Here is a 17215-nt window from a genome sequence, read left to right as displayed (position 1 = left end):
GAGGCGAAGTGGTTTAGCTGACACACCGAGGTGCCTGGGTTTGGGGCCGCTTCGCGACCCAGCGCAGGGCAAGCCTGCTCACCACCATAGCCTGCTCACCACAACCCCTTCCCATATTTGAGGGGTATTCACTCGAACCGCAGGATCACCCGGCGGTTGTGCTTGCTCTTTTTTTCGATCTTTTCGCAGAACACCCGGCCGATTTCCTCGGTGTTGAGCACGTGGGTGCCGCCGCATGGCTGGATATCGATCCCAGCGATTTCAATCACGCGCACCGAACCCTGCACTACCGGTGGTGCGACGGCCTGGGTGCGAGTGATCTGCAGCAGGGTGGTGTATTCCGAGGCCGGCATCGACAGCGTCTTGACCGGATGCGCCTGTTCGATCAAGGCGTTGAGGTCACGGGTGATGCTATCTTTGTCGAGAGTCATTTCCGGCAGGTCGAAATCCAGGCGCCCCTTATCGGCGCTGATGCTGCAGCCGGTCACAGGCGCGTCGATAAGCGAGCACAGCAAGTGCAGGCAGGTGTGCATCTTCATGTGCTGGTAACGCCGCTCCCAGTCGAGGCCGGCGTCCACCTGTACGCCGGCGGTCAATTGCTCGGGGCACTGCTCGACCTGATGCCAGATGATCGAGCGCAGCACCGGGTCGCGCACCGTGCCCGTCACCGCCACTCGGGTTCCGTCGGGCAGAGTGATATGCCCGGTGTCGCCCGGTTGGCCGCCGCCTGTAGGGTAGAACAAGGTGTGCTCCAGGGCGATGCCGTGTTCGCTGACGGCAATCACCCGGGCGCTGAAGGCGTTCTGATAGGGCGCGCTGTCGAACAGCGCCAGGGTTTCCATGGTGTGCACGGACATGTTCAACCTCCGACGATCGATGGGCTGGCTTGCAACAGGTGGCGCACCATTGCGCTCAAGCCAGGGGGGGAGAGCAGGGTGATTTCAAATTCCGGCCCGCAGACCTTCAGGTTCAGCGGCAGGCGCGGCAGGTGGCTGGCGGGCTCTAGCCGGTGCAGGCGAAATTGCAGGTGGTGGCGCTCCTTCACCGTGGGCTCGAGCATCAACCCCGGCAGCGGGTGGAAGTCGGCGTCCAGTACCGTGACCTTGTGGCTGGCCGTGATCTCGCCCACCACGTGCAAGCGTTCGTCCAGGGCAAAGGCACCGAGGTACTGGCTGTGGTCCGACTCATCGTTCTTTTGCAACTGGATCTGGTTGACCACCTTCACCTTGGTGCCGGCGGGCACGTCTTGGGTAATCACGCAGGACGGGCTGATAAATACGTTGTCGCCGATCTGCACATAGCCGAGCACACGGGCGCCGGAGCCAACCTCGACATTGTTGCCCAGGCGCGGATGGCGCTTGCCGTCGGGGTTATTGGCGATGCCCCGGGCGCCCAGGGTTACGCCGCAGAGGATGTAGCAGTCATTGCCGATCTCGCAGGTTTCGCCGATCACCGTGCCGTAGCCGTGGTCCAGCACGAAACGCCGTCCGATGCGTGCTGCCGGGTGTATCTCGGCGCCGGACAACACCTTGCCCTGGTTGCTGAGCTTCAAAGCGATACGCGAGAAGACGCCGTTGATGCGGTCGGGGAAATTCCACACCAGGTGGGCGAGGCGGTAATACAGCACGGCCTTGAATGACGCGTAGGACTCCAGGATCAGCTCACCACGCCCTCGGGAGGCCGGGTCGCGGTAGGCGTATGCGATCAAGTCTTCGGCCACTGCCTGGGCCGCGTTCTGGATCAGCGGCGCCAGATGGGGTTCCAGCTGCTTCATCTGCGCGGGCGTGAGGGTCTTGATGAGATGGGTGAGCAACTCATCGTGCAGATGTTGCATGTCGATAAAGCCACCCATGGAGGCACCCCCGCGTTCTGGATCATTGAAAAACCGGTTATTCGAAACTGGGCAGGTAGCTGTCGGCATTGTCGTAGACCATGGTCAACACCACCGTTTCGGGCGGCAGTTCGGGGGCGAGCCTGGCAATGGCCACCATATTGGCGGCGGAGGACAGGCCCAGGCTGATGGCATCGGTGCGCATGATGCGCTTCATCATGTCGAGACAGTCCTGGTGCGACACCTTGAGCATGCCGTCGATCACATCCAGGTTGAGGATGCTGGGAATCAGTCCGATCGACAGGCCCTGGATGTGGTGCGGCGCGTGCCGGTTTTGCAACAGGTCGCATTCCTCCGGTTCCACGCCCATCACCCGGATGGCCGGCCAGGTGGTCTTCAGCGTTTCACCAATCCCGGTGATATGCCCGCCGGTGCCGATGCCGCTGACGAAATAGTCCACGCGGCGGTCGCCGAAGGCACGGATGATTTCCCGTGCCGTGGTATCGCGGTGGGTCTGCGGGTTGGCGCCGTTGCGTTGCTGGTTGAGCATCACGTAGCTGGGGTTTTCCAGCTGCAGTTCCATGCACTTCTCACCGTGGGAATTGTTACCGAGGCGGCTGTCCGACAGCACTACCTTGGCTCCATACAGGCGCAGCAATTTCTGTTTTTCCGGGCTGTAATTGTCGGGGATCACCAGCACCACTTTGTAGCCGAGCACGTTGCCGGCCATCACCAGACCGATACCGGTATTACCGCCGCTGGGTTCGATGATCGTTTGCCCGGAGTCGCGGATCAGTACGCCGCGGCGCTCGGCGTCGAGGATCATGCCCAAGGCGATGCGCGCCTTGTGGCTGCCGCCGGGATTGAGGGATTCGAGCTTGGCGTAGACCTCGATACCAAGGTCTTCGGAAAACTGCGCCAGGCGCACGATGGGCGTCTGGCCAATGGCGTCGAGAATAGAGTTATGCAACATCAGGTAGGAGCCCATGGCGGGTGATCAGTACAAAGGCATGTCGGGTTCGACGTCGCGAACCCAGTGTTTCATGCCGCCTCGCAGGACTTTGGTGTTGGCAAAGCCCGCCGCCAGCAACGTGCTGGCGGCCTGCTCGGCGCGGCTGCCGGCGTAGCAGATCAGGTAATGGGTGTTATCGCGGCTGAGGCGATCGAGTTGCCCGTCCAGCTCGGCCAGGGGGATATGCACCACGCCCGGCAGTTTGCACACCTCCAGTTCGCTGGCGTCGCGTACGTCCAGCAGCACGTCGGCGCTGCTGGGGTGTTCGATGACCTGTTTGAGCCCTTGCGGCTGGATGTAGCGTTCCTCGGCCAGTGCGGGTTGGCGTGGCACGGCATCGGCGCACACGGCTGGCGCCACGGTTTCGCTGTGGCGCAGTTCCGAGCAGCACGGGCAATCGGCGCGACGCTTGAAGCGGATTTCGCTGAATTTCATCGCCAGGGCATCGAAACGCATCAGGCGGCCGGATAACGGTTCGCCAAGGCCGATCAGCAGTTTGATCGCCTCGGTGGCCTGGATCATCCCGACCACGCCGGGCAACACGCCGATCACACCGCCGGCGCTGCAATTGGGCGCCAGTTCGGCGGGCGGGGCGCTTGGGAACAGGCAGCGATAACACGGCCCACCTTGGTAGTTGAGCACGCTGATCTGACCGTCGAAGCGGTAAATGGCGCCATATACCAAGGGCTTGCCCAGCTGTACGCAGGCGTCGTTGACCAGGTAGCGCGTGTCGAAATTGTCGGTGCCGTCGATCACCAGGTCGTAGGCACCCACCAGCTCAAGGGCATTGTCGGCGGTCAGCGCGGTGTCGTGCGCGTTGATGCGGATATGGCGATTGAGATCCTGCAGGCGCCGTCTGGCGGACTCGACCTTGGGCAGGCCCAGGGTGCTGTTGCCATGCACGATCTGGCGTTGCAGGTTGCTGCTCTCCACCACATCGAAATCCACCAGTCCCAGGGTGCCGACGCCGGCCGCCGCCAGGTACAGGCTGATCGGCGAGCCAAGGCCGCCGGTGCCGATGATCAGCACCTTGGCTTTCTTGAGGCTCAACTGGCCTTCGCGACCGACGCCGGGCAGGGTGATGTGACGCACGTAGCGCTGCACTTCTTCATTGCTCAAGGTGTCGAGGTCGATGCCGCCGGAGGTGGCGAGCAGCACTTCGATGCTGGCCTTTTCGGGCAGCAGGTCGTCGGCCGCGATCAATTCGTCTTCGGCGGTGAACAGGAAGTGTTCCTTGAGCTGGTTGTTCTTTTCGTGGAACAGATGCGGGCGCAATTGCGGGTGGCTGTTGCAGAGGTTTTCAATGACTTCGCGCAATGTCGATCCGGCGCCCTCGAGGGTCGATTCCGGTAGCTTGGCCACGCGAACCAGAATGTCGGGGAAAGAGACAGCGTTCATGGACAACTCCGTGTGCAGGTCGTTGAAAGGTTGTGCGGCGAAATGCTTGCCGTCCCAGGCAAACAACTTGGAGCCCAGGGCCTGGCCCTGGCGAACGTCGACTACCAGGTAGCTGACCGGGTAGATCGGCTCGCCCATGAACAGCGCCTTGTCCTGGTCTTCGTCGCTGAAATAGGCACCGACATCCGGGTGCGAGTGGTAGATCACCACTACCGGGTTGTCGCTGCGAAACGCCTTGTTCAGCAGCAGCGTGTCGGCCACCGAGAAGGTGTAGCCATCGGCCGCGCTGCGCGGGTACATCTCGGGGTCCTTGCGGTGCAGTTCATTCTGGATATTGCTGCCCAGGTACACACTGCCGTCGGCGAAGACAAAACCACAGCATTCCTCGGGATAACTGCGGCTGGCGTGGGCGTAGATCTGTTCCAGGGCATCGGGGCGGAGCACTTCCATGTTTCTCTCGCGTTGCTGGGGTGGTTGGGTCGGGCGGGTCAATTTTTCTTGGCCAGCAGTTTTTCAATCGGCAGTTTGGTGATTGCAAAGCCGGCCAGCAGGATCGCCGAGTAGAGCATCAAGTCATGGGAGATCGGCACGCCTTCATACCAGGCGCCGATGATGACCGCGAATACCGGGAAAATGATGAACACGAACGACAGGATGATCGGGCTCAGGCGCTTGAGCAGCATGAAGTACACGATAAATCCGCCCACCGAGGCCACCAGCCCCAGGTAGAGCAACGCGCTCCATGAGCGCAGGGTGATGGCGTCGAAACTCGGTGTTTCAAAGAACAGGCCGGCGATGAACAGCATCAGCCCGGCAATCCCGATGGGCAGGGTGTTGTAGCTGATTACGCTGATGGCGCTGCCTTTGAGCTTGGTGATGACGTAGCACAGGGCATGCATGATCGCAGCGGTCAAAATCGCCAGTACGCCCAGGAATTCGGCGTGGTCCAGGTGCAGGCCCTGGCTCCTGATGATCATGTAGAGGCTGCCGAAACCGATGCCGATGCCGACCACCTGGGAAAAGTAGATGCGCTCGCGAAGGAACAGCGCGGAAAAAATCAGAATGAATACCGGCATGCAGCTGAACAACAGGGCGGTAAGGCCGGACGATACGTGCATCTCGCCGTAATTGAGCAGGTAGTAGGGAACGCTGAAATACGACAACGTCACGAAGACAAAGAACCAGCGACTCTCGCGGGGAAACAGGATCGGCTCGCGTCGGGCCAGGGCAAAGCACAGGAACAGTGGGAAGGCGATCAGAAAGCGCAGCCCGGCTGAGGTCAGCGGCGGCACGCTTTCCACGGCGATCTTGATGCCCAGCCAGGTCGTGCCCCAGCTCAGGCACACGATCAGGAACAACACGCTGGTGACCAGTCCGGCCACCCACTGTTTTTGCGTTTTTGTTTTAGCGGTGTTTTCGAGGACGGCGGACATTGGCATCGTTTATTGCTTCCCTGAGCCAGAATTGAACTCTATATTGAACTTGTAATGAGTTGTTAAAATCGGCGATTGAACCCGTAAAAGCACACTATTAGGGCTAAAGATGGCTGTCAAAACAAATATTGACATGGTGTCAATTATGCGTGAGGGGTTGTCCAACGGGCAGGGCGTCAAGTACAAGCGCCTGTCCGATGTGATGGAGCGCGGCATCCTTGAAGGCTTGATTGAACCTGGACGAAAACTGCCGCCCCATCGGGTGCTTTCCGACAACCTGGGTGTAACCATCGGCACCATCAGCCGGGCCTACGGCGAACTGGAGCGCCTCGGGCTGGTAGTGGCGCGCGTGGGCGACGGCACGTTTGTGCGCAAGCGGGGGATGGAACGTCAGCGCGATGAAGGGTTTCGCAATGTCAGCGAAGAGCCGCGCCAGTACTTCGACATGAGTCGCAACATGCATATTCCGGGGCAGGAGACTGCCTTCCTGGCCCAGAGCTTCCAGACCCTGGCGACCAATGCCAAGTTTTTGCAGGACATCAGCGCCTACACGCCGGATGCCGGCCTGCCGCGCTATCGCGACGCGGGTGCGCAGTGGCTGGTGCAGCGCGATTTTCATCCGATTCCCGAACAGGTCATCTGCGTCAATGGCGGCCAGCATGGGTTGCTCTGCGCGATGATGGCGTTGCTGCGCGCAGGGGACACGGTGGTCACCGAACAGCTGACCTATCCCGGGCTGATCACCGCCGCGCGGATGCTTGGCATCCGCCTGATCGGGCTGGAAATGGATGAAGAGGGTCTGTTGCCGAGCGCGCTGGATGAAGTCTGTCGGAATCACCGTATTTCGGCGCTGTACTGCACGCCGACGATTCAGAACCCGACCACCGCGGTGCTGTCGGTGGCGCGGCGTGAAGCGCTGGTCAAAGTATGCCGGGAACACAACCTGTTGATCCTTGAAGACGAGGCCCACGGTGTACTGGTGGAAGACCGGCCACCGCCGCTGAGTTTTTTCGCCCCCGAACGCACGATTTTAATCAGCAGCCTGAGCAAGGCCGTCTCGGCGGGCCTGCGGGTGGGCTATGTGCACGCACCGCCGGCGTTGGTCAGCCGCATCTCGGCGGCGTTGCGTTCAACCTGCTGGATGGCCACGCCGGTGACTCTGGAACTGGCCACGCAGTGGATCGAGAACGGCACGGCGCAGTACCTGCTCAGCCAGCAGATCAGCGAAATCAGCCGGCGCAAGGCATTGGTGCGCGACTTGTTGGCGGGCCTTCAATACCGCACCCACCTCAACAGTCCGCACTTCTGGATTGAAGTGCCGGAGCCTTGGCGCGCGTCGGAAATTGAGGCGGAGCTCAAGCAGAATAATTACCTGATCGCCACCGCCGAAGCCTTTGCCGTGGGGCAGACGGCGGTGCCGCAGTTTATTCGTGCAAGCATCTGCAACACGTCGGGAGACGATCAGCTGCTGAGGGCGGGATTCGACGCGTTGGCGACGGCTTTGGGACAGGGTGGGGGGAGGTTTCAGTTGTAAGGTTTGAGGTGCAAGCTGCAAGCTTCAAGCTTCAAGCTTCAAGCTGCAAGACGAGAGCGGAGTGGCTTTAGCTTGCAGCTTGCGGCTTGCGGCTTGAGTTTGCCTTACTTAAACCTTCGTTCCACACCTTTCTCCACCAGAATCTTGGCCGAAATCTCTTCCACCGAAAAATGCGTGGAATTGATGTGCGCAATATTCTCGCGGCGGAACAGGTTTTCCACTTCGCGAACTTCAAATTCGCATTGGGCGTAGCTGGAGTAGCGGCTGTTGGGCTTGCGCTCGTTACGGATCGCGGTAAGGCGGTCCGGGTCGATGGTCAGGCCGAACAGTTTGTGCGAATGGGCGCGCAGGGCCGCGGGCAGGGTGAGGTGCTCCATATCGTCTTCGGTCAGCGGGTAATTGGCCGCACGGATACCGAATTGCATGGCCATATATAAACAGGTCGGCGTTTTGCCGCAGCGGGACACCCCCACCAGAATCAGGTCGGCCTTGTCGTAGTAATGGGTGCGGGCGCCGTCGTCGTTGTCGAGGGCGAAGTTCACCGCTTCGATGCGCTCCATGTAATTGGAGTTATGCCCAATGGAATGGGACTTTCCTACCGAATAAGAGGAATGTTCGCTCAACTCCTGTTCCAGTGGCGCCAGGAACGTGGAGAAGATGTCGATCATGAAACCATTCGAAGTGGCGAGGATCTCACGAATGTCCTGATTGACGATGGTGTCGAAAATGATCGGCCGAAAACCGTCTTTTTCAGCCGCCAGATTGATTTGTTGTACCATGGCCCGCGCTTTATCCACGCTGTCGATATAGGGTCGCGTGAATTTGGCGAAGGTAATGTTTTCGAACTGCGCGAGCAGGCTTTGGCCCAGGGTTTCGGCTGTGATGCCGGTGCCGTCGGAGATAAAGAAAGCAGATCGTTTCATTTGAGCCCTGGGCCTTAAGCTGATGACGAATCTTGGATATGATAGGCGCGATTTTGCCGTCCCACAGAGGGCCGCATTCTCACTTATTTTCCAGGTCCAGGCCACAAACGCTGGCGAACGCTCCTACGAGCAGTCGGCGTCCTGAGCTTTTCCAACACAGTTAGTGGAGAGATCACCTTGGTAGAGTACGTAGTTTCCCTCGATAAGCTCGGCGTCCATGATGTAGAGCATGTGGGGGGCAAGAACGCATCCCTCGGCGAGATGATCAGTAATCTTGCAGGCGCTGGTGTCTCGGTGCCGGGTGGTTTCGCCACCACGGCCCAGGCTTACCGCGATTTCCTCGAACTGAGCGGCCTCAATGCTCAGATCCACGCCGCGCTGGATGCCCTGGACGTCGACGACGTCAATGCCCTGGCCAGGACCGGTGCCCAGATCCGCCAGTGGATCATGGAAGCCGAGTTCCCCGAAAAGCTCAACGAAGAAATCCGCGCGGCGTTTGCCACCTTGTCGGCGGGCAACCCGGACATGGCCGTTGCCGTGCGCTCGTCGGCCACCGCCGAAGACCTGCCCGACGCTTCCTTCGCCGGCCAGCAGGAAACCTTCCTGAATATTCGCGGCGTGGAAAACGTGATCCGCGCGGCCAAGGAAGTGTTTGCCTCGCTGTTCAACGATCGCGCGATTTCCTACCGCGTGCACCAGGGTTTCGACCACAAACTGGTGGCCCTGTCTGCCGGCGTACAGCGCATGGTGCGTTCGGAAACCGGCACCGCCGGCGTGATGTTCACCCTCGATACCGAATCCGGCTTCCGTGACGTGGTGTTTATCACCGGCGCCTACGGCCTGGGCGAAACCGTCGTACAAGGCGCGGTCAACCCCGACGAATTCTACGTACACAAAGGCACCCTCGAAGCGGGTCGCCCGGCTATCCTGCGTCGCAACCTGGGCAGCAAGGCCATCAAGATGATTTACGGCGACGAGGCCAAGGCCGGTCGCTCGGTAAAAACCGTTGAAGTCGACAAGGCCGAGCGCGCGCGTTTCTGCCTGACCGACGCTGAAGTCAGCGAACTGGCCAAACAAGCGATGATCATCGAGAAGCACTACAAGTGCCCGATGGACATCGAGTGGGCCAAGGACGGTGACGACGGCAAGCTGTATATCGTGCAGGCGCGCCCGGAAACCGTGAAGAGCCGTACCTCCGCCAACGTCATGGAGCGTTACCTGCTCAAGGAAACCGGCACCGTGCTGGTGGAAGGTCGCGCCATCGGGCAGCGCATCGGTGCGGGCAAGGTGCGGATCATCAAGGACGTGTCCGAGATGGACAAGGTTCAGCCAGGCGACGTACTGGTTTCCGACATGACCGACCCGGACTGGGAACCGGTGATGAAACGCGCCAGTGCCATCGTCACCAACCGTGGCGGGCGTACCTGCCACGCGGCGATCATTGCCCGTGAGCTGGGGATTCCTGCGGTGGTAGGTTGCGGTAATGCCACGCAACTGCTTAAGGACGGCCAGGGCGTGACCGTTTCCTGTGCCGAAGGCGACACCGGTTTTATCTTCGAAGGCGAGCTGGGCTTCGATATCAAGCAGAACTCCATCGACGCCATGCCGGACCTGCCGTTCAAGATCATGATGAACGTCGGCAACCCGGACCGCGCCTTTGACTTCGCGCAATTGCCGAACGCCGGTGTAGGCCTGGCTCGCCTGGAGTTCATCATCAACCGCATGATCGGCGTGCACCCCAAGGCGCTGCTGAACTACGACGGCCTGCCGCTGGATATCAAGGAAAGCGTCGACAAGCGCATCGCCGGCTACAACGACCCGGTTGGTTTCTACGTTGAGAAGCTGGTGGAAGGCATCAGCACCCTGGCGGCGGCGTTCTACCCGAAAAAAGTCATCGTGCGTCTGTCGGACTTCAAGTCCAACGAATACGCCAACCTGATCGGCGGCAAGCTCTACGAGCCGGAAGAAGAAAACCCGATGCTGGGCTTCCGGGGTGCCTCGCGCTACATCAGCGAAGCGTTCCGTGATTGCTTCGAGCTCGAATGCCGTGCCCTCAAGCGCGTGCGCAATGAGATGGGCCTGACCAACGTCGAGATTATGGTGCCGTTCGTCCGCACCCTGGGTGAAGCGAGCCAGGTGGTGGATCTGCTGGCCGAAAACGGTCTGTCCCGTGGTGAAAACGGGCTGCGCGTGATCATGATGTGCGAGCTGCCATCCAATGCGATCCTGGCCGAAGAGTTCCTGGAGTTCTTCGATGGTTTCTCCATTGGCTCCAACGACCTGACCCAGCTGACCCTGGGCCTGGATCGTGACTCCGGGATCATCGCGCACTTGTTCGACGAGCGTAACCCGGCGGTCAAGAAGTTGCTGGCCAATGCCATCCAGGCCTGTAATAAGGCCGGCAAGTACATCGGCATCTGCGGCCAGGGCCCTTCGGACCACCCTGACCTGGCCAAATGGCTGATGGAGCAAGGTATCGAAAGCGTTTCGCTGAACCCCGATTCGGTGCTGGAAACCTGGTTCTTCCTGGCGGAAGGCCAAGCGTCCGCCTGAGGGCGATCCGTCAAAAGTGCCGGTCAACTGTGAAGGTTGACCGGCATTCTTATCTGTACAGGGCGGGAATCCGTGTGGACGCCGCCCTTTTTTGTGCAAGAGCATTATGCAAAGCAGCAGCAATCTGTTTCCTGTCGCCCTGATCAGCGCTGAGCGTCGTGGCGACCTGAGTGAAGATGTGTATCGCCTCAAACCCGGCAATAGCCCCGACGGCACCGTCGAGTTGGCCGTGACCCGTCTGGGCCTGGCCGATGTCCCGGAAAACCGGGGCACCCCGGTAATTTTGTTGCACGGCAGTTTTTCCAATCGACGCTTCTGGTATTCGCCCAAAGGCATAGGCCTGGGCGCCTATCTGGCGCGGCGAGGCTTTGACGTGTGGATTCCGGAAATGCGCGGCCATGGTTTGTCTAAGCGCAATCAGGCCTATGCGTGCAACCGGGTGGCAGATTATGCGCGGTACGACTTGCCAGCCATCGGTGCGTTCGTGCGTGAGCAAAGCGCGCAGATCCCGCACTGGATCGGACACTCCCTGGGCGGCACGACCCTGGCGGCGGCGCTGGGGGGCCAGTATTTAGGCGCCCCGGCGGTGGCTTCGGTCGCGTTATTTGGCTGTCAGGTCAGTCGCAACTACTGGCCGTTGAAAATTCCCCCGGTGGAGTGGGGCGGGCGCTTTATTCTCAAGCGAATGGCCGAGGTATCCGGTGCGCGTTTCAAACGCGGGCCTGAAGATGAGCCGGTGGGGGTATTGATTGAAACCATGCGCTGGCACGGGTTGTTCGGGCGTTTCGGCGATGCCGAGCGTGATTGGTGGAAGGGCTTGGCGGACGTCGACGTGCCGTTGTTGGCGGTGAGTGCGGCGGGTGACCATCAAGACCCGGACTGGGCCTGCCGCAAGTTGTTCGAGCAGGTCGGCACTGAGCATCGCCAGTACCTGTGCCTGGGGCGCAGGCACGGATTTACCGATGATTTCGGGCATGTCGAGATGCTGGTGAGCAAGGCTGCCCAGGCCGAGGTCTGGCCTTTGGTGGAACAGTGGTTGAAAGACCCCATCACACCGTTGTTCGGTGTGCCGGCGCAGGCCCTCGCGGCGGTTTGACGCAGCGCTCTGCCAAGGGCGTTTCGCTCCTGTGAGGTTGCGGCTAAGATATGACGCGCCAAACGCTTCTGGTCATATTCAGTCGCGTAGAGGCTATTGCGTTGCAGCGATACCAGTGGGATGTTTCTCACCCGTTTCGCCCGGTACTTCCTTGAAAGACACTTCTTTGGCAGAAAGGAATTTTTCGATGAACCATTACGTGACCCCCGACCTGTGCGACGCCTACCCCGAATTGGTGCAGGTGGTCGAGCCTATGTTCAGCAATTTCGGCGGCCGAGATTCCTTTGGTGGCGAGATTGTCACCATCAAGTGCTTCGAAGATAACTCGCTGGTCAAGGAACAGGCCGACCAGCCGGGCGCCGGCAAGGTGCTGGTGGTCGACGGTGGTGGTTCGCTGCGCCGCGCGCTGCTGGGTGACATGATTGCCGAGAAAGCCGCGAAAAATGGCTGGGAAGGGATGGTGATCTACGGTTGCATCCGCGATGTCGACGTCATCGCCCAGACCGATCTTGGCGTGCAGGCTTTGGCCAGTCACCCGATGAAAACGGATAAGCGCGGCATTGGCGATCTGAATGTCGTGGTCACCTTTGCCGGCGTGACCTTCCGCCCGGGCGAATACATCTATGCCGACAATAACGGCGTGATCGTGTCGCCCAGCCCGCTGAAAATGCCTGAATAAACTGCAATAGCCGACTGGGGTGAGGATGTTCGAGGAAGAAAACGCGCAATGGGGGCTGGTGCATGCCCTGGTGCTGGACGGTAAAGGCGGTGCGCGTTCGATTGCCCGGACTGAGCTTGATGACCTGCAACTGCAGCCTCAGGAAAGCCTGTGGCTGCATTGGGATCGCAGTCATCCGCAAACCCAGACCTGGTTGCGTAAATCCAGTGGCTTGAGTGAATTCGCCTGTGACCTGCTGCTGGAAGAGAACACCCGGCCGCGCTTGTTGCCGCTGCCGGATTCGCAGTTGCTGCTGTTTCTGCGTGGGGTCAACCTCAACCCGGGCGCCGAGCCGGAGGACATGGTTTCGGTGCGTATTTTCGCCGCCGCCAACCGCGTGATTTCCCTGCGTCTGCGCCCGCTGCGCGCTACCGATGAGCTGCTGGTGCAGTTGTCGGATGGCAAGGGGCCGCGCACTGCGTCCGAACTCATACTTTATATGGCGCAGTACCTGACCAATAAAGTGCAGGACCTGGTCACGGATTTGTCTGAAATCGTCGATACCGAAGAAGAAAAACTCGATACCGACGAACGGTATACTCCGGAGCACGGCAGCATTTTGCAGATCCGTCGGCGCGCAGCCGGGCTCAAGCGTTTTCTCGCCCCGCAGCGAGATATTTTTGCCCAGCTCACTCGGATTAAATTGCCCTGGTTTTGTGACGACGATGCCGACTACTGGAACGAATTGAACAACAGCCTGACCCGCTACCTGGAAGAGCTCGAATTGACCCGGGAGCGCGTGGGGCTTGTGCTGGAGGCCGAAGACCGGCGCTTGAGCGTGCGCATGAACCGCACCATGTACCGCTTCGGGATCATCACCGGGATCTTCCTGCCGATGAGTTTCCTGACCGGCCTGCTGGGCATAAATGTTGGGGGTATCCCGTTCTCGGCCAGCCCCTACGGATTCATGATTGCGTGCCTGCTGATGGTCACTGTGGCACTCGGGCAATGGTGGCTGTTTCGACGATTGCGCTGGGTTTGAGCTGAATATGAGCTGAACGTAGGAAGGGTCTTATGTGACCCGATGAAATTTACCCTCGTCTTTTAAATCACTTGCGAGAGGTCTTTATGCACGATCCGTTCGAACAGTCTTTGCGTGACATGCTCAATGCTTCGCCGTCCAACCGCGACGACGATGCGTGCCTGGGTCGCGTGCTGAAAACCGCCAACCGTCAGGTAGGGGCGGGGGATCTGTTCGGGTTGTTGGGTCGTTGGCTGCCGGCATTGATGATGGCGCTGAACAACGGTTCGGCCCATGTGTCACCGGTTTCCCGGCGTAAACCTCTTGCTCGCACTGCTGATAAGGCTGATTGAAACTATGGAACTTGATCTCTGGACCCAGAGCCTGGTTACTGCGATGACCGCATTGTGGACCAAGGTGGCGAATTTCATTCCCAACCTGTTTGGGGCGCTGGTCCTGGTACTGCTGGGCTTTGTGGTGGCCAAGCTGCTGGACACCCTGTTGTCCAAACTGCTGGCAAAGCTGGGCCTGGACCGTTTGATGGCCGGCACCGGCCTGACCAAGCTGCTGGGGCGCGCCGGGCTGCAAGTGCCGATTTCTACGCTGGTGGGCAAGATCGTCTACTGGTTCGTTCTGTTGATTTTTCTGGTTTCTGCGGCCCAGTCCCTTGGACTTGAGCGAGTTTCAGCTACGCTCGACATGCTTGCGCTGTATTTGCCGAAGGTTTTCGGCGGCGCGCTGGTGTTGCTGGTAGGCGTATTGCTGGCGCAACTGGCCAATGGGCTGGTGCGCGGCGCCGCCGAAGGCGTGGGGTTGGACTATGCCGCCGGCCTCGGGCGAATTGCTCAGGGGCTGGTGATCATCATCAGTATTTCGGTCGCGATCAGCCAGTTGGAGGTCAAAACCGACCTGCTTAACCACGTGATTGTGATTGTTTTGATTACCGTTGGTCTGGCCGTTGCGCTGGCCATGGGGTTAGGAAGCCGGGAAATTGCCGGCCAGATTCTTGCGGGAATCTACGTGCGCGAGTTGTACCAGGTAGGGCAACAGGTGCGTGTGGGCGAGGTCGAAGGGCAAATCGAGGAGATCGGTACCGTCAAGACGACAGTGCTGACCGACGACGGCGACCTGGTGTCGTTGTCGAACCGGATTCTTCTCGAGCAGCAGGTCAGTAGCCGCTAAACCGGCAAACCCTGCTAATGTACGCCGCCGCGAACCCGGGTGACCGGGCAGCAGCGGACATTGACCTGACTGTCGGCACGACTTGTTTTGAATAAAGCCCAAACGCTGTCTACGCGCTATGACCCCCGTGAGCTCTCTGATGAGGAGCTGGTCGCGCGCTCGCATACGGAGCTGTTTCACGTAACACGCGCGTACGAAGAATTAATGCGCAGATATCAACGCACTCTGTTCAACGTTTGTTCAAGGTATTTGGGGAACGATAGAGATGCGGACGATGTCTGTCAGGAAGTGATGCTCAAGGTGCTTTACGGCCTCAAGAACTTCGAGGGCAAATCGAAGTTCAAGACCTGGCTGTACAGCATCACGTACAACGAGTGCATCACGCAGTATCGGAAGGAACGGCGAAAGCGTCGCTTGATGGACGCTTTGAGTCTGGACCCCCTTGAGGAGGCGTCTGAAGAAAAGGCGCCGGCACCCGAGGAGAAGGGCGGACTCGATCGCTGGCTGGTGCATGTGAACCCGATTGACCGGGAAATTCTGGTGCTACGATTTGTCGCAGAGCTGGAGTTCCAGGAAATCGCCGACATCATGCACATGGGTTTGAGTGCTACAAAAATGCGTTACAAGCGTGCTCTTGATAAATTACGTGAGAAATTTGCGGGCGAGACTGAAACTTAGTGCGTAGCAAATATCTCTTACGTGTAGGCAAGTTCTGTTAGACTTGTCGCCGAGTTGTCCCCCGGTTTGTGGGACTGCTTTACAATCACCAGATGGGGATTTAACGGATGAAACTGAAAAACACCTTGGGCTTGGCCATTGGTTCTCTTATTGCCGCTACTTCTTTCGGCGTTCTGGCACAAGGCCAAGGCGCAGTTGAAGGCGAGCTGTTCTACAAGAAGCAGTACAACGATAGCGTCAAGCACATCGAAGACGGCTTCAATCCTGGCGCTCGCATCGGTTACTTCCTGACCGACGACCTGTCCTTGAACCTGTCCTACGACAAGACCAACCACACCCGTTCGAACGACGGTACTGGTAGCCAGAAAATCAAAGGCGATACCGGCAGCCTGGTTGCCCAGTATCACTTCGGTCAAGCTGGCGTCGACTCCCTGCGTCCATACGTAGAAGGCGGTTTCGGTCACCAGAGCCGTACCAACGTACAGGCTGACGGTCACAGCGGTCGCGATCAGACCACTTTCGCCACTGTCGGTACCGGCGTTAAGTACTACTTCACCAACAACCTGTACGCTCGTGCCGGTGTTGAAGCTGACTACGGTCTGGACAACGGCAAGTGGGACTACTCCGCACTGGTCGGCCTGGGCGTAAACTTCGGCGGTAACGCTGGCGCAGCTGCTCCAGCTCCTACCCCAGCACCAGCTCCAGAGCCAACTCCAGAGCCAGAAGCTCCAGTTGCTCAGGTTGTTCGTGTTGAGCTGGACGTGAAGTTCGACTTCGACAAGGCCGTTGTTAAGCCTAACAGCTACGGCGACGTGAAAAACCTGGCCGACTTCATGGCTCAGTACCCATCTACTAACGTAGAAGTAGCTGGTCACACTGACTCCGTAGGTCCAGACGCTTACAACCAGAAGCTGTCCCAGCGTCGTGCTGACGCTGTTAAGCAAGTCCTGGTTAAAGACGGCGTGGCTCCTAGCCGTGTAACTGCTGTAGGTTACGGCGAATCCCGCCCAGTTGCTGACAACGCAACTGAAGCTGGTCGTGCTGTTAACCGTCGCGTAGAAGCGTCGGTTGAAGCTACCGCTCAGTAATACTGAGTTGTAGAAAAAACCCGGCTCAGGCCGGGTTTTTTTTCGCCTGCCATTTAATCTCAGGCACTGGCGACGGTCGCGACAGACGCGGCCTGGTCGCCGGCGGCAACGCGGCCGATTACCAGGATCGCTGGGCTTTTCAGCGCGAATGCCTGGGCATCCTCGTACAGGTGTGACAACGTGCTGCGACACTCGCGCTGTTGGGGCAGCGAGGCATTTTCGATCATCGCCACCGGCATGTCGGCTGCCATCCCGCCGTCGAGCAGTTGCTGGCGGATCTCTTCCAGTTTGGCCACGCCCATGTACACGACCAGGGTGGTGCCGCCTTCGGCCAGTGCCCGCCAGTTCAGACGACTGTCGTCCTGGGTGTGCGCAGTGACCAGCGTTACGCCACGGCTTACACCGCGCAGCGTCAGCGCAATCGAGCAATTCGTCGCGCCTGCCAGGCCCGCGGTAATCCCGTTGACCAACTCCACCTCAACGCCTCGCTCGCGCAACCATAGCGCCTCTTCGCCGCCCCGCCCGAAAATGCACGGATCACCGCCCTTGAGGCGCACCACGCATTTGCCCTGGCGCGCATAGCGCAACATGAGGCGATGGATAAAATCCTGTGGCGTGGAGCGGCAGCCGCCGCGTTTGCCCACTGTGATGACGCGCGCCATGGCGCAATGTTCCAGCACAGCCGGGTTGACCAGGTCATCGATCAACACCACATCGGCGGCATGCAGGGCTCGGACCGCCTTGAGGGTCAACAGCTCCGGATCACCGGGGCCTGCGCCCACCAGCCAGACTTTTGCGTTCATAGAGT

Annotated in this window: 16 protein-coding genes; 9 read left to right on the top strand and 7 right to left on the bottom strand. The window is 59.6% G+C overall.

Annotated features, from left to right (window positions below):
- Positions 1-128: 128 nt before the first annotated feature.
- The 5 genes from QRN10_RS06110 to QRN10_RS06090 are packed head-to-tail and all read right to left on the bottom strand — an operon-like array spanning position 129 to position 5623.
- Positions 129-857 carry an alanyl-tRNA editing protein gene (locus QRN10_RS06110; protein WP_253508927.1) on the bottom strand — a complete coding sequence of 243 codons (729 nt, stop codon included), beginning with the start codon at positions 855-857 and terminating at the stop codon, positions 129-131.
- A gap of 2 nt (positions 858-859) precedes the next feature.
- On the bottom strand, positions 860-1852 hold the full coding sequence (locus QRN10_RS06105) for a serine O-acetyltransferase (RefSeq protein WP_181076160.1): 993 nt from the start codon (positions 1850-1852) through the stop codon (positions 860-862).
- A gap of 37 nt (positions 1853-1889) precedes the next feature.
- Positions 1890-2804, bottom strand: coding sequence for a PLP-dependent cysteine synthase family protein (locus tag QRN10_RS06100; RefSeq protein WP_253511900.1), 915 nt, complete (start codon positions 2802-2804; stop codon positions 1890-1892).
- A 24-nt stretch (positions 2805-2828) separates the two neighbouring features.
- Positions 2829-4691: a molybdopterin-synthase adenylyltransferase MoeB gene (gene moeB, locus QRN10_RS06095; RefSeq protein ID WP_285428010.1), complete on the bottom strand. Its 1863-nt coding sequence runs from the start codon at positions 4689-4691 to the stop codon at positions 2829-2831.
- 38 nt (positions 4692-4729) lie between these two features.
- Positions 4730-5623 (bottom strand): DMT family transporter, encoded by an 894-nt coding sequence (locus QRN10_RS06090; protein ID WP_253511897.1) that lies wholly within the window; start codon positions 5621-5623, stop codon positions 4730-4732.
- 160 nt (positions 5624-5783) lie between these two features.
- Between QRN10_RS06090 and QRN10_RS06085 the strand changes: the two genes are divergently transcribed.
- Positions 5784-7208, top strand: a complete 1425-nt coding sequence (locus tag QRN10_RS06085) for an aminotransferase-like domain-containing protein (protein WP_253508923.1) — start codon at positions 5784-5786, stop codon at positions 7206-7208.
- A 104-nt stretch (positions 7209-7312) separates the two neighbouring features.
- Here QRN10_RS06085 and ppsR read toward each other — a convergent pair whose 3' ends face one another.
- Positions 7313-8131: a posphoenolpyruvate synthetase regulatory kinase/phosphorylase PpsR gene (ppsR, locus tag QRN10_RS06080; protein WP_003193298.1), complete on the bottom strand. Its 819-nt coding sequence runs from the start codon at positions 8129-8131 to the stop codon at positions 7313-7315.
- 177 nt (positions 8132-8308) lie between these two features.
- On the opposite strand from ppsR, the gene ppsA reads away from it, so the two are divergent.
- From ppsA to QRN10_RS06040, 8 genes are all read left to right on the top strand, one after another.
- Positions 8309-10684: a phosphoenolpyruvate synthase gene (gene ppsA, locus QRN10_RS06075; RefSeq protein WP_181076156.1), complete on the top strand. Its 2376-nt coding sequence runs from the start codon at positions 8309-8311 to the stop codon at positions 10682-10684.
- 106 nt (positions 10685-10790) lie between these two features.
- Entirely contained in the window at positions 10791-11780 is a 990-nt protein-coding gene (locus QRN10_RS06070) for an alpha/beta fold hydrolase (RefSeq protein WP_285428009.1), read from the top strand.
- Positions 11781-11967: 187 nt separating this feature from the next.
- The gene (rraA, locus tag QRN10_RS06065; RefSeq protein WP_181076152.1) at positions 11968-12459 is read left to right on the top strand and encodes a ribonuclease E activity regulator RraA; all 492 of its coding nucleotides are present in this window, start codon (positions 11968-11970) and stop codon (positions 12457-12459) included.
- A 25-nt stretch (positions 12460-12484) separates the two neighbouring features.
- Positions 12485-13480 (top strand): divalent cation transporter CmaX, encoded by a 996-nt coding sequence (gene cmaX / locus QRN10_RS06060; protein ID WP_181076150.1) that lies wholly within the window; start codon positions 12485-12487, stop codon positions 13478-13480.
- Positions 13481-13566: 86 nt separating this feature from the next.
- A complete protein-coding gene (locus QRN10_RS06055) occupies positions 13567-13812 on the top strand; it encodes a hypothetical protein (RefSeq protein WP_005790375.1) in 246 nt (81 codons plus the stop codon).
- A gap of 4 nt (positions 13813-13816) precedes the next feature.
- Positions 13817-14641, top strand: a complete 825-nt coding sequence (locus QRN10_RS06050; RefSeq protein WP_181076148.1) for a mechanosensitive ion channel family protein — start codon at positions 13817-13819, stop codon at positions 14639-14641.
- Positions 14642-14728: 87 nt separating this feature from the next.
- On the top strand, positions 14729-15319 hold the full coding sequence (gene sigX, locus QRN10_RS06045) for an RNA polymerase sigma factor SigX (RefSeq protein ID WP_003193286.1): 591 nt from the start codon (positions 14729-14731) through the stop codon (positions 15317-15319).
- Positions 15320-15426: 107 nt separating this feature from the next.
- Positions 15427-16407, top strand: coding sequence for an OmpA family protein (locus tag QRN10_RS06040; RefSeq protein ID WP_181076146.1), 981 nt, complete (start codon positions 15427-15429; stop codon positions 16405-16407).
- 59 nt (positions 16408-16466) lie between these two features.
- Here QRN10_RS06040 and cobA read toward each other — a convergent pair whose 3' ends face one another.
- Positions 16467-17210 carry a uroporphyrinogen-III C-methyltransferase gene (gene cobA, locus QRN10_RS06035; protein WP_253508920.1) on the bottom strand — a complete coding sequence of 248 codons (744 nt, stop codon included), beginning with the start codon at positions 17208-17210 and terminating at the stop codon, positions 16467-16469.
- Positions 17211-17215: the final 5 nt, after the last annotated feature.

The organism is Pseudomonas sp. lyk4-R2A-8 (assembly GCF_030209095.1).
Classification (GTDB): domain Bacteria; phylum Pseudomonadota; class Gammaproteobacteria; order Pseudomonadales; family Pseudomonadaceae; genus Aquipseudomonas; species Aquipseudomonas quebecensis.
This window is presented reverse-complemented; position numbering and strand designations above follow the sequence as displayed.

Coding starts and splice junctions, on each gene's coding strand:
- QRN10_RS06110 (WP_253508927.1), bottom strand. CDS start 857: ATGTCCGTGCACACCATGGAAACCCTGGCGCTGTTCGACAGCGCGCCC.
- QRN10_RS06105 (WP_181076160.1), bottom strand. CDS start 1,852: ATGGGTGGCTTTATCGACATGCAACATCTGCACGATGAGTTGCTCACC.
- QRN10_RS06100 (WP_253511900.1), bottom strand. CDS start 2,804: ATGTTGCATAACTCTATTCTCGACGCCATTGGCCAGACGCCCATCGTG.
- moeB (WP_285428010.1), bottom strand. CDS start 4,691: ATGGAAGTGCTCCGCCCCGATGCCCTGGAACAGATCTACGCCCACGCC.
- QRN10_RS06085 (WP_253508923.1), top strand. CDS start 5,784: ATGGCTGTCAAAACAAATATTGACATGGTGTCAATTATGCGTGAGGGG.
- ppsR (WP_003193298.1), bottom strand. CDS start 8,131: ATGAAACGATCTGCTTTCTTTATCTCCGACGGCACCGGCATCACAGCC.
- QRN10_RS06070 (WP_285428009.1), top strand. CDS start 10,791: ATGCAAAGCAGCAGCAATCTGTTTCCTGTCGCCCTGATCAGCGCTGAG.
- rraA (WP_181076152.1), top strand. CDS start 11,968: ATGAACCATTACGTGACCCCCGACCTGTGCGACGCCTACCCCGAATTG.
- cmaX (WP_181076150.1), top strand. CDS start 12,485: ATGTTCGAGGAAGAAAACGCGCAATGGGGGCTGGTGCATGCCCTGGTG.
- QRN10_RS06055 (WP_005790375.1), top strand. CDS start 13,567: ATGCACGATCCGTTCGAACAGTCTTTGCGTGACATGCTCAATGCTTCG.
- QRN10_RS06050 (WP_181076148.1), top strand. CDS start 13,817: ATGGAACTTGATCTCTGGACCCAGAGCCTGGTTACTGCGATGACCGCA.
- QRN10_RS06040 (WP_181076146.1), top strand. CDS start 15,427: ATGAAACTGAAAAACACCTTGGGCTTGGCCATTGGTTCTCTTATTGCC.
- cobA (WP_253508920.1), bottom strand. CDS start 17,210: ATGAACGCAAAAGTCTGGCTGGTGGGCGCAGGCCCCGGTGATCCGGAG.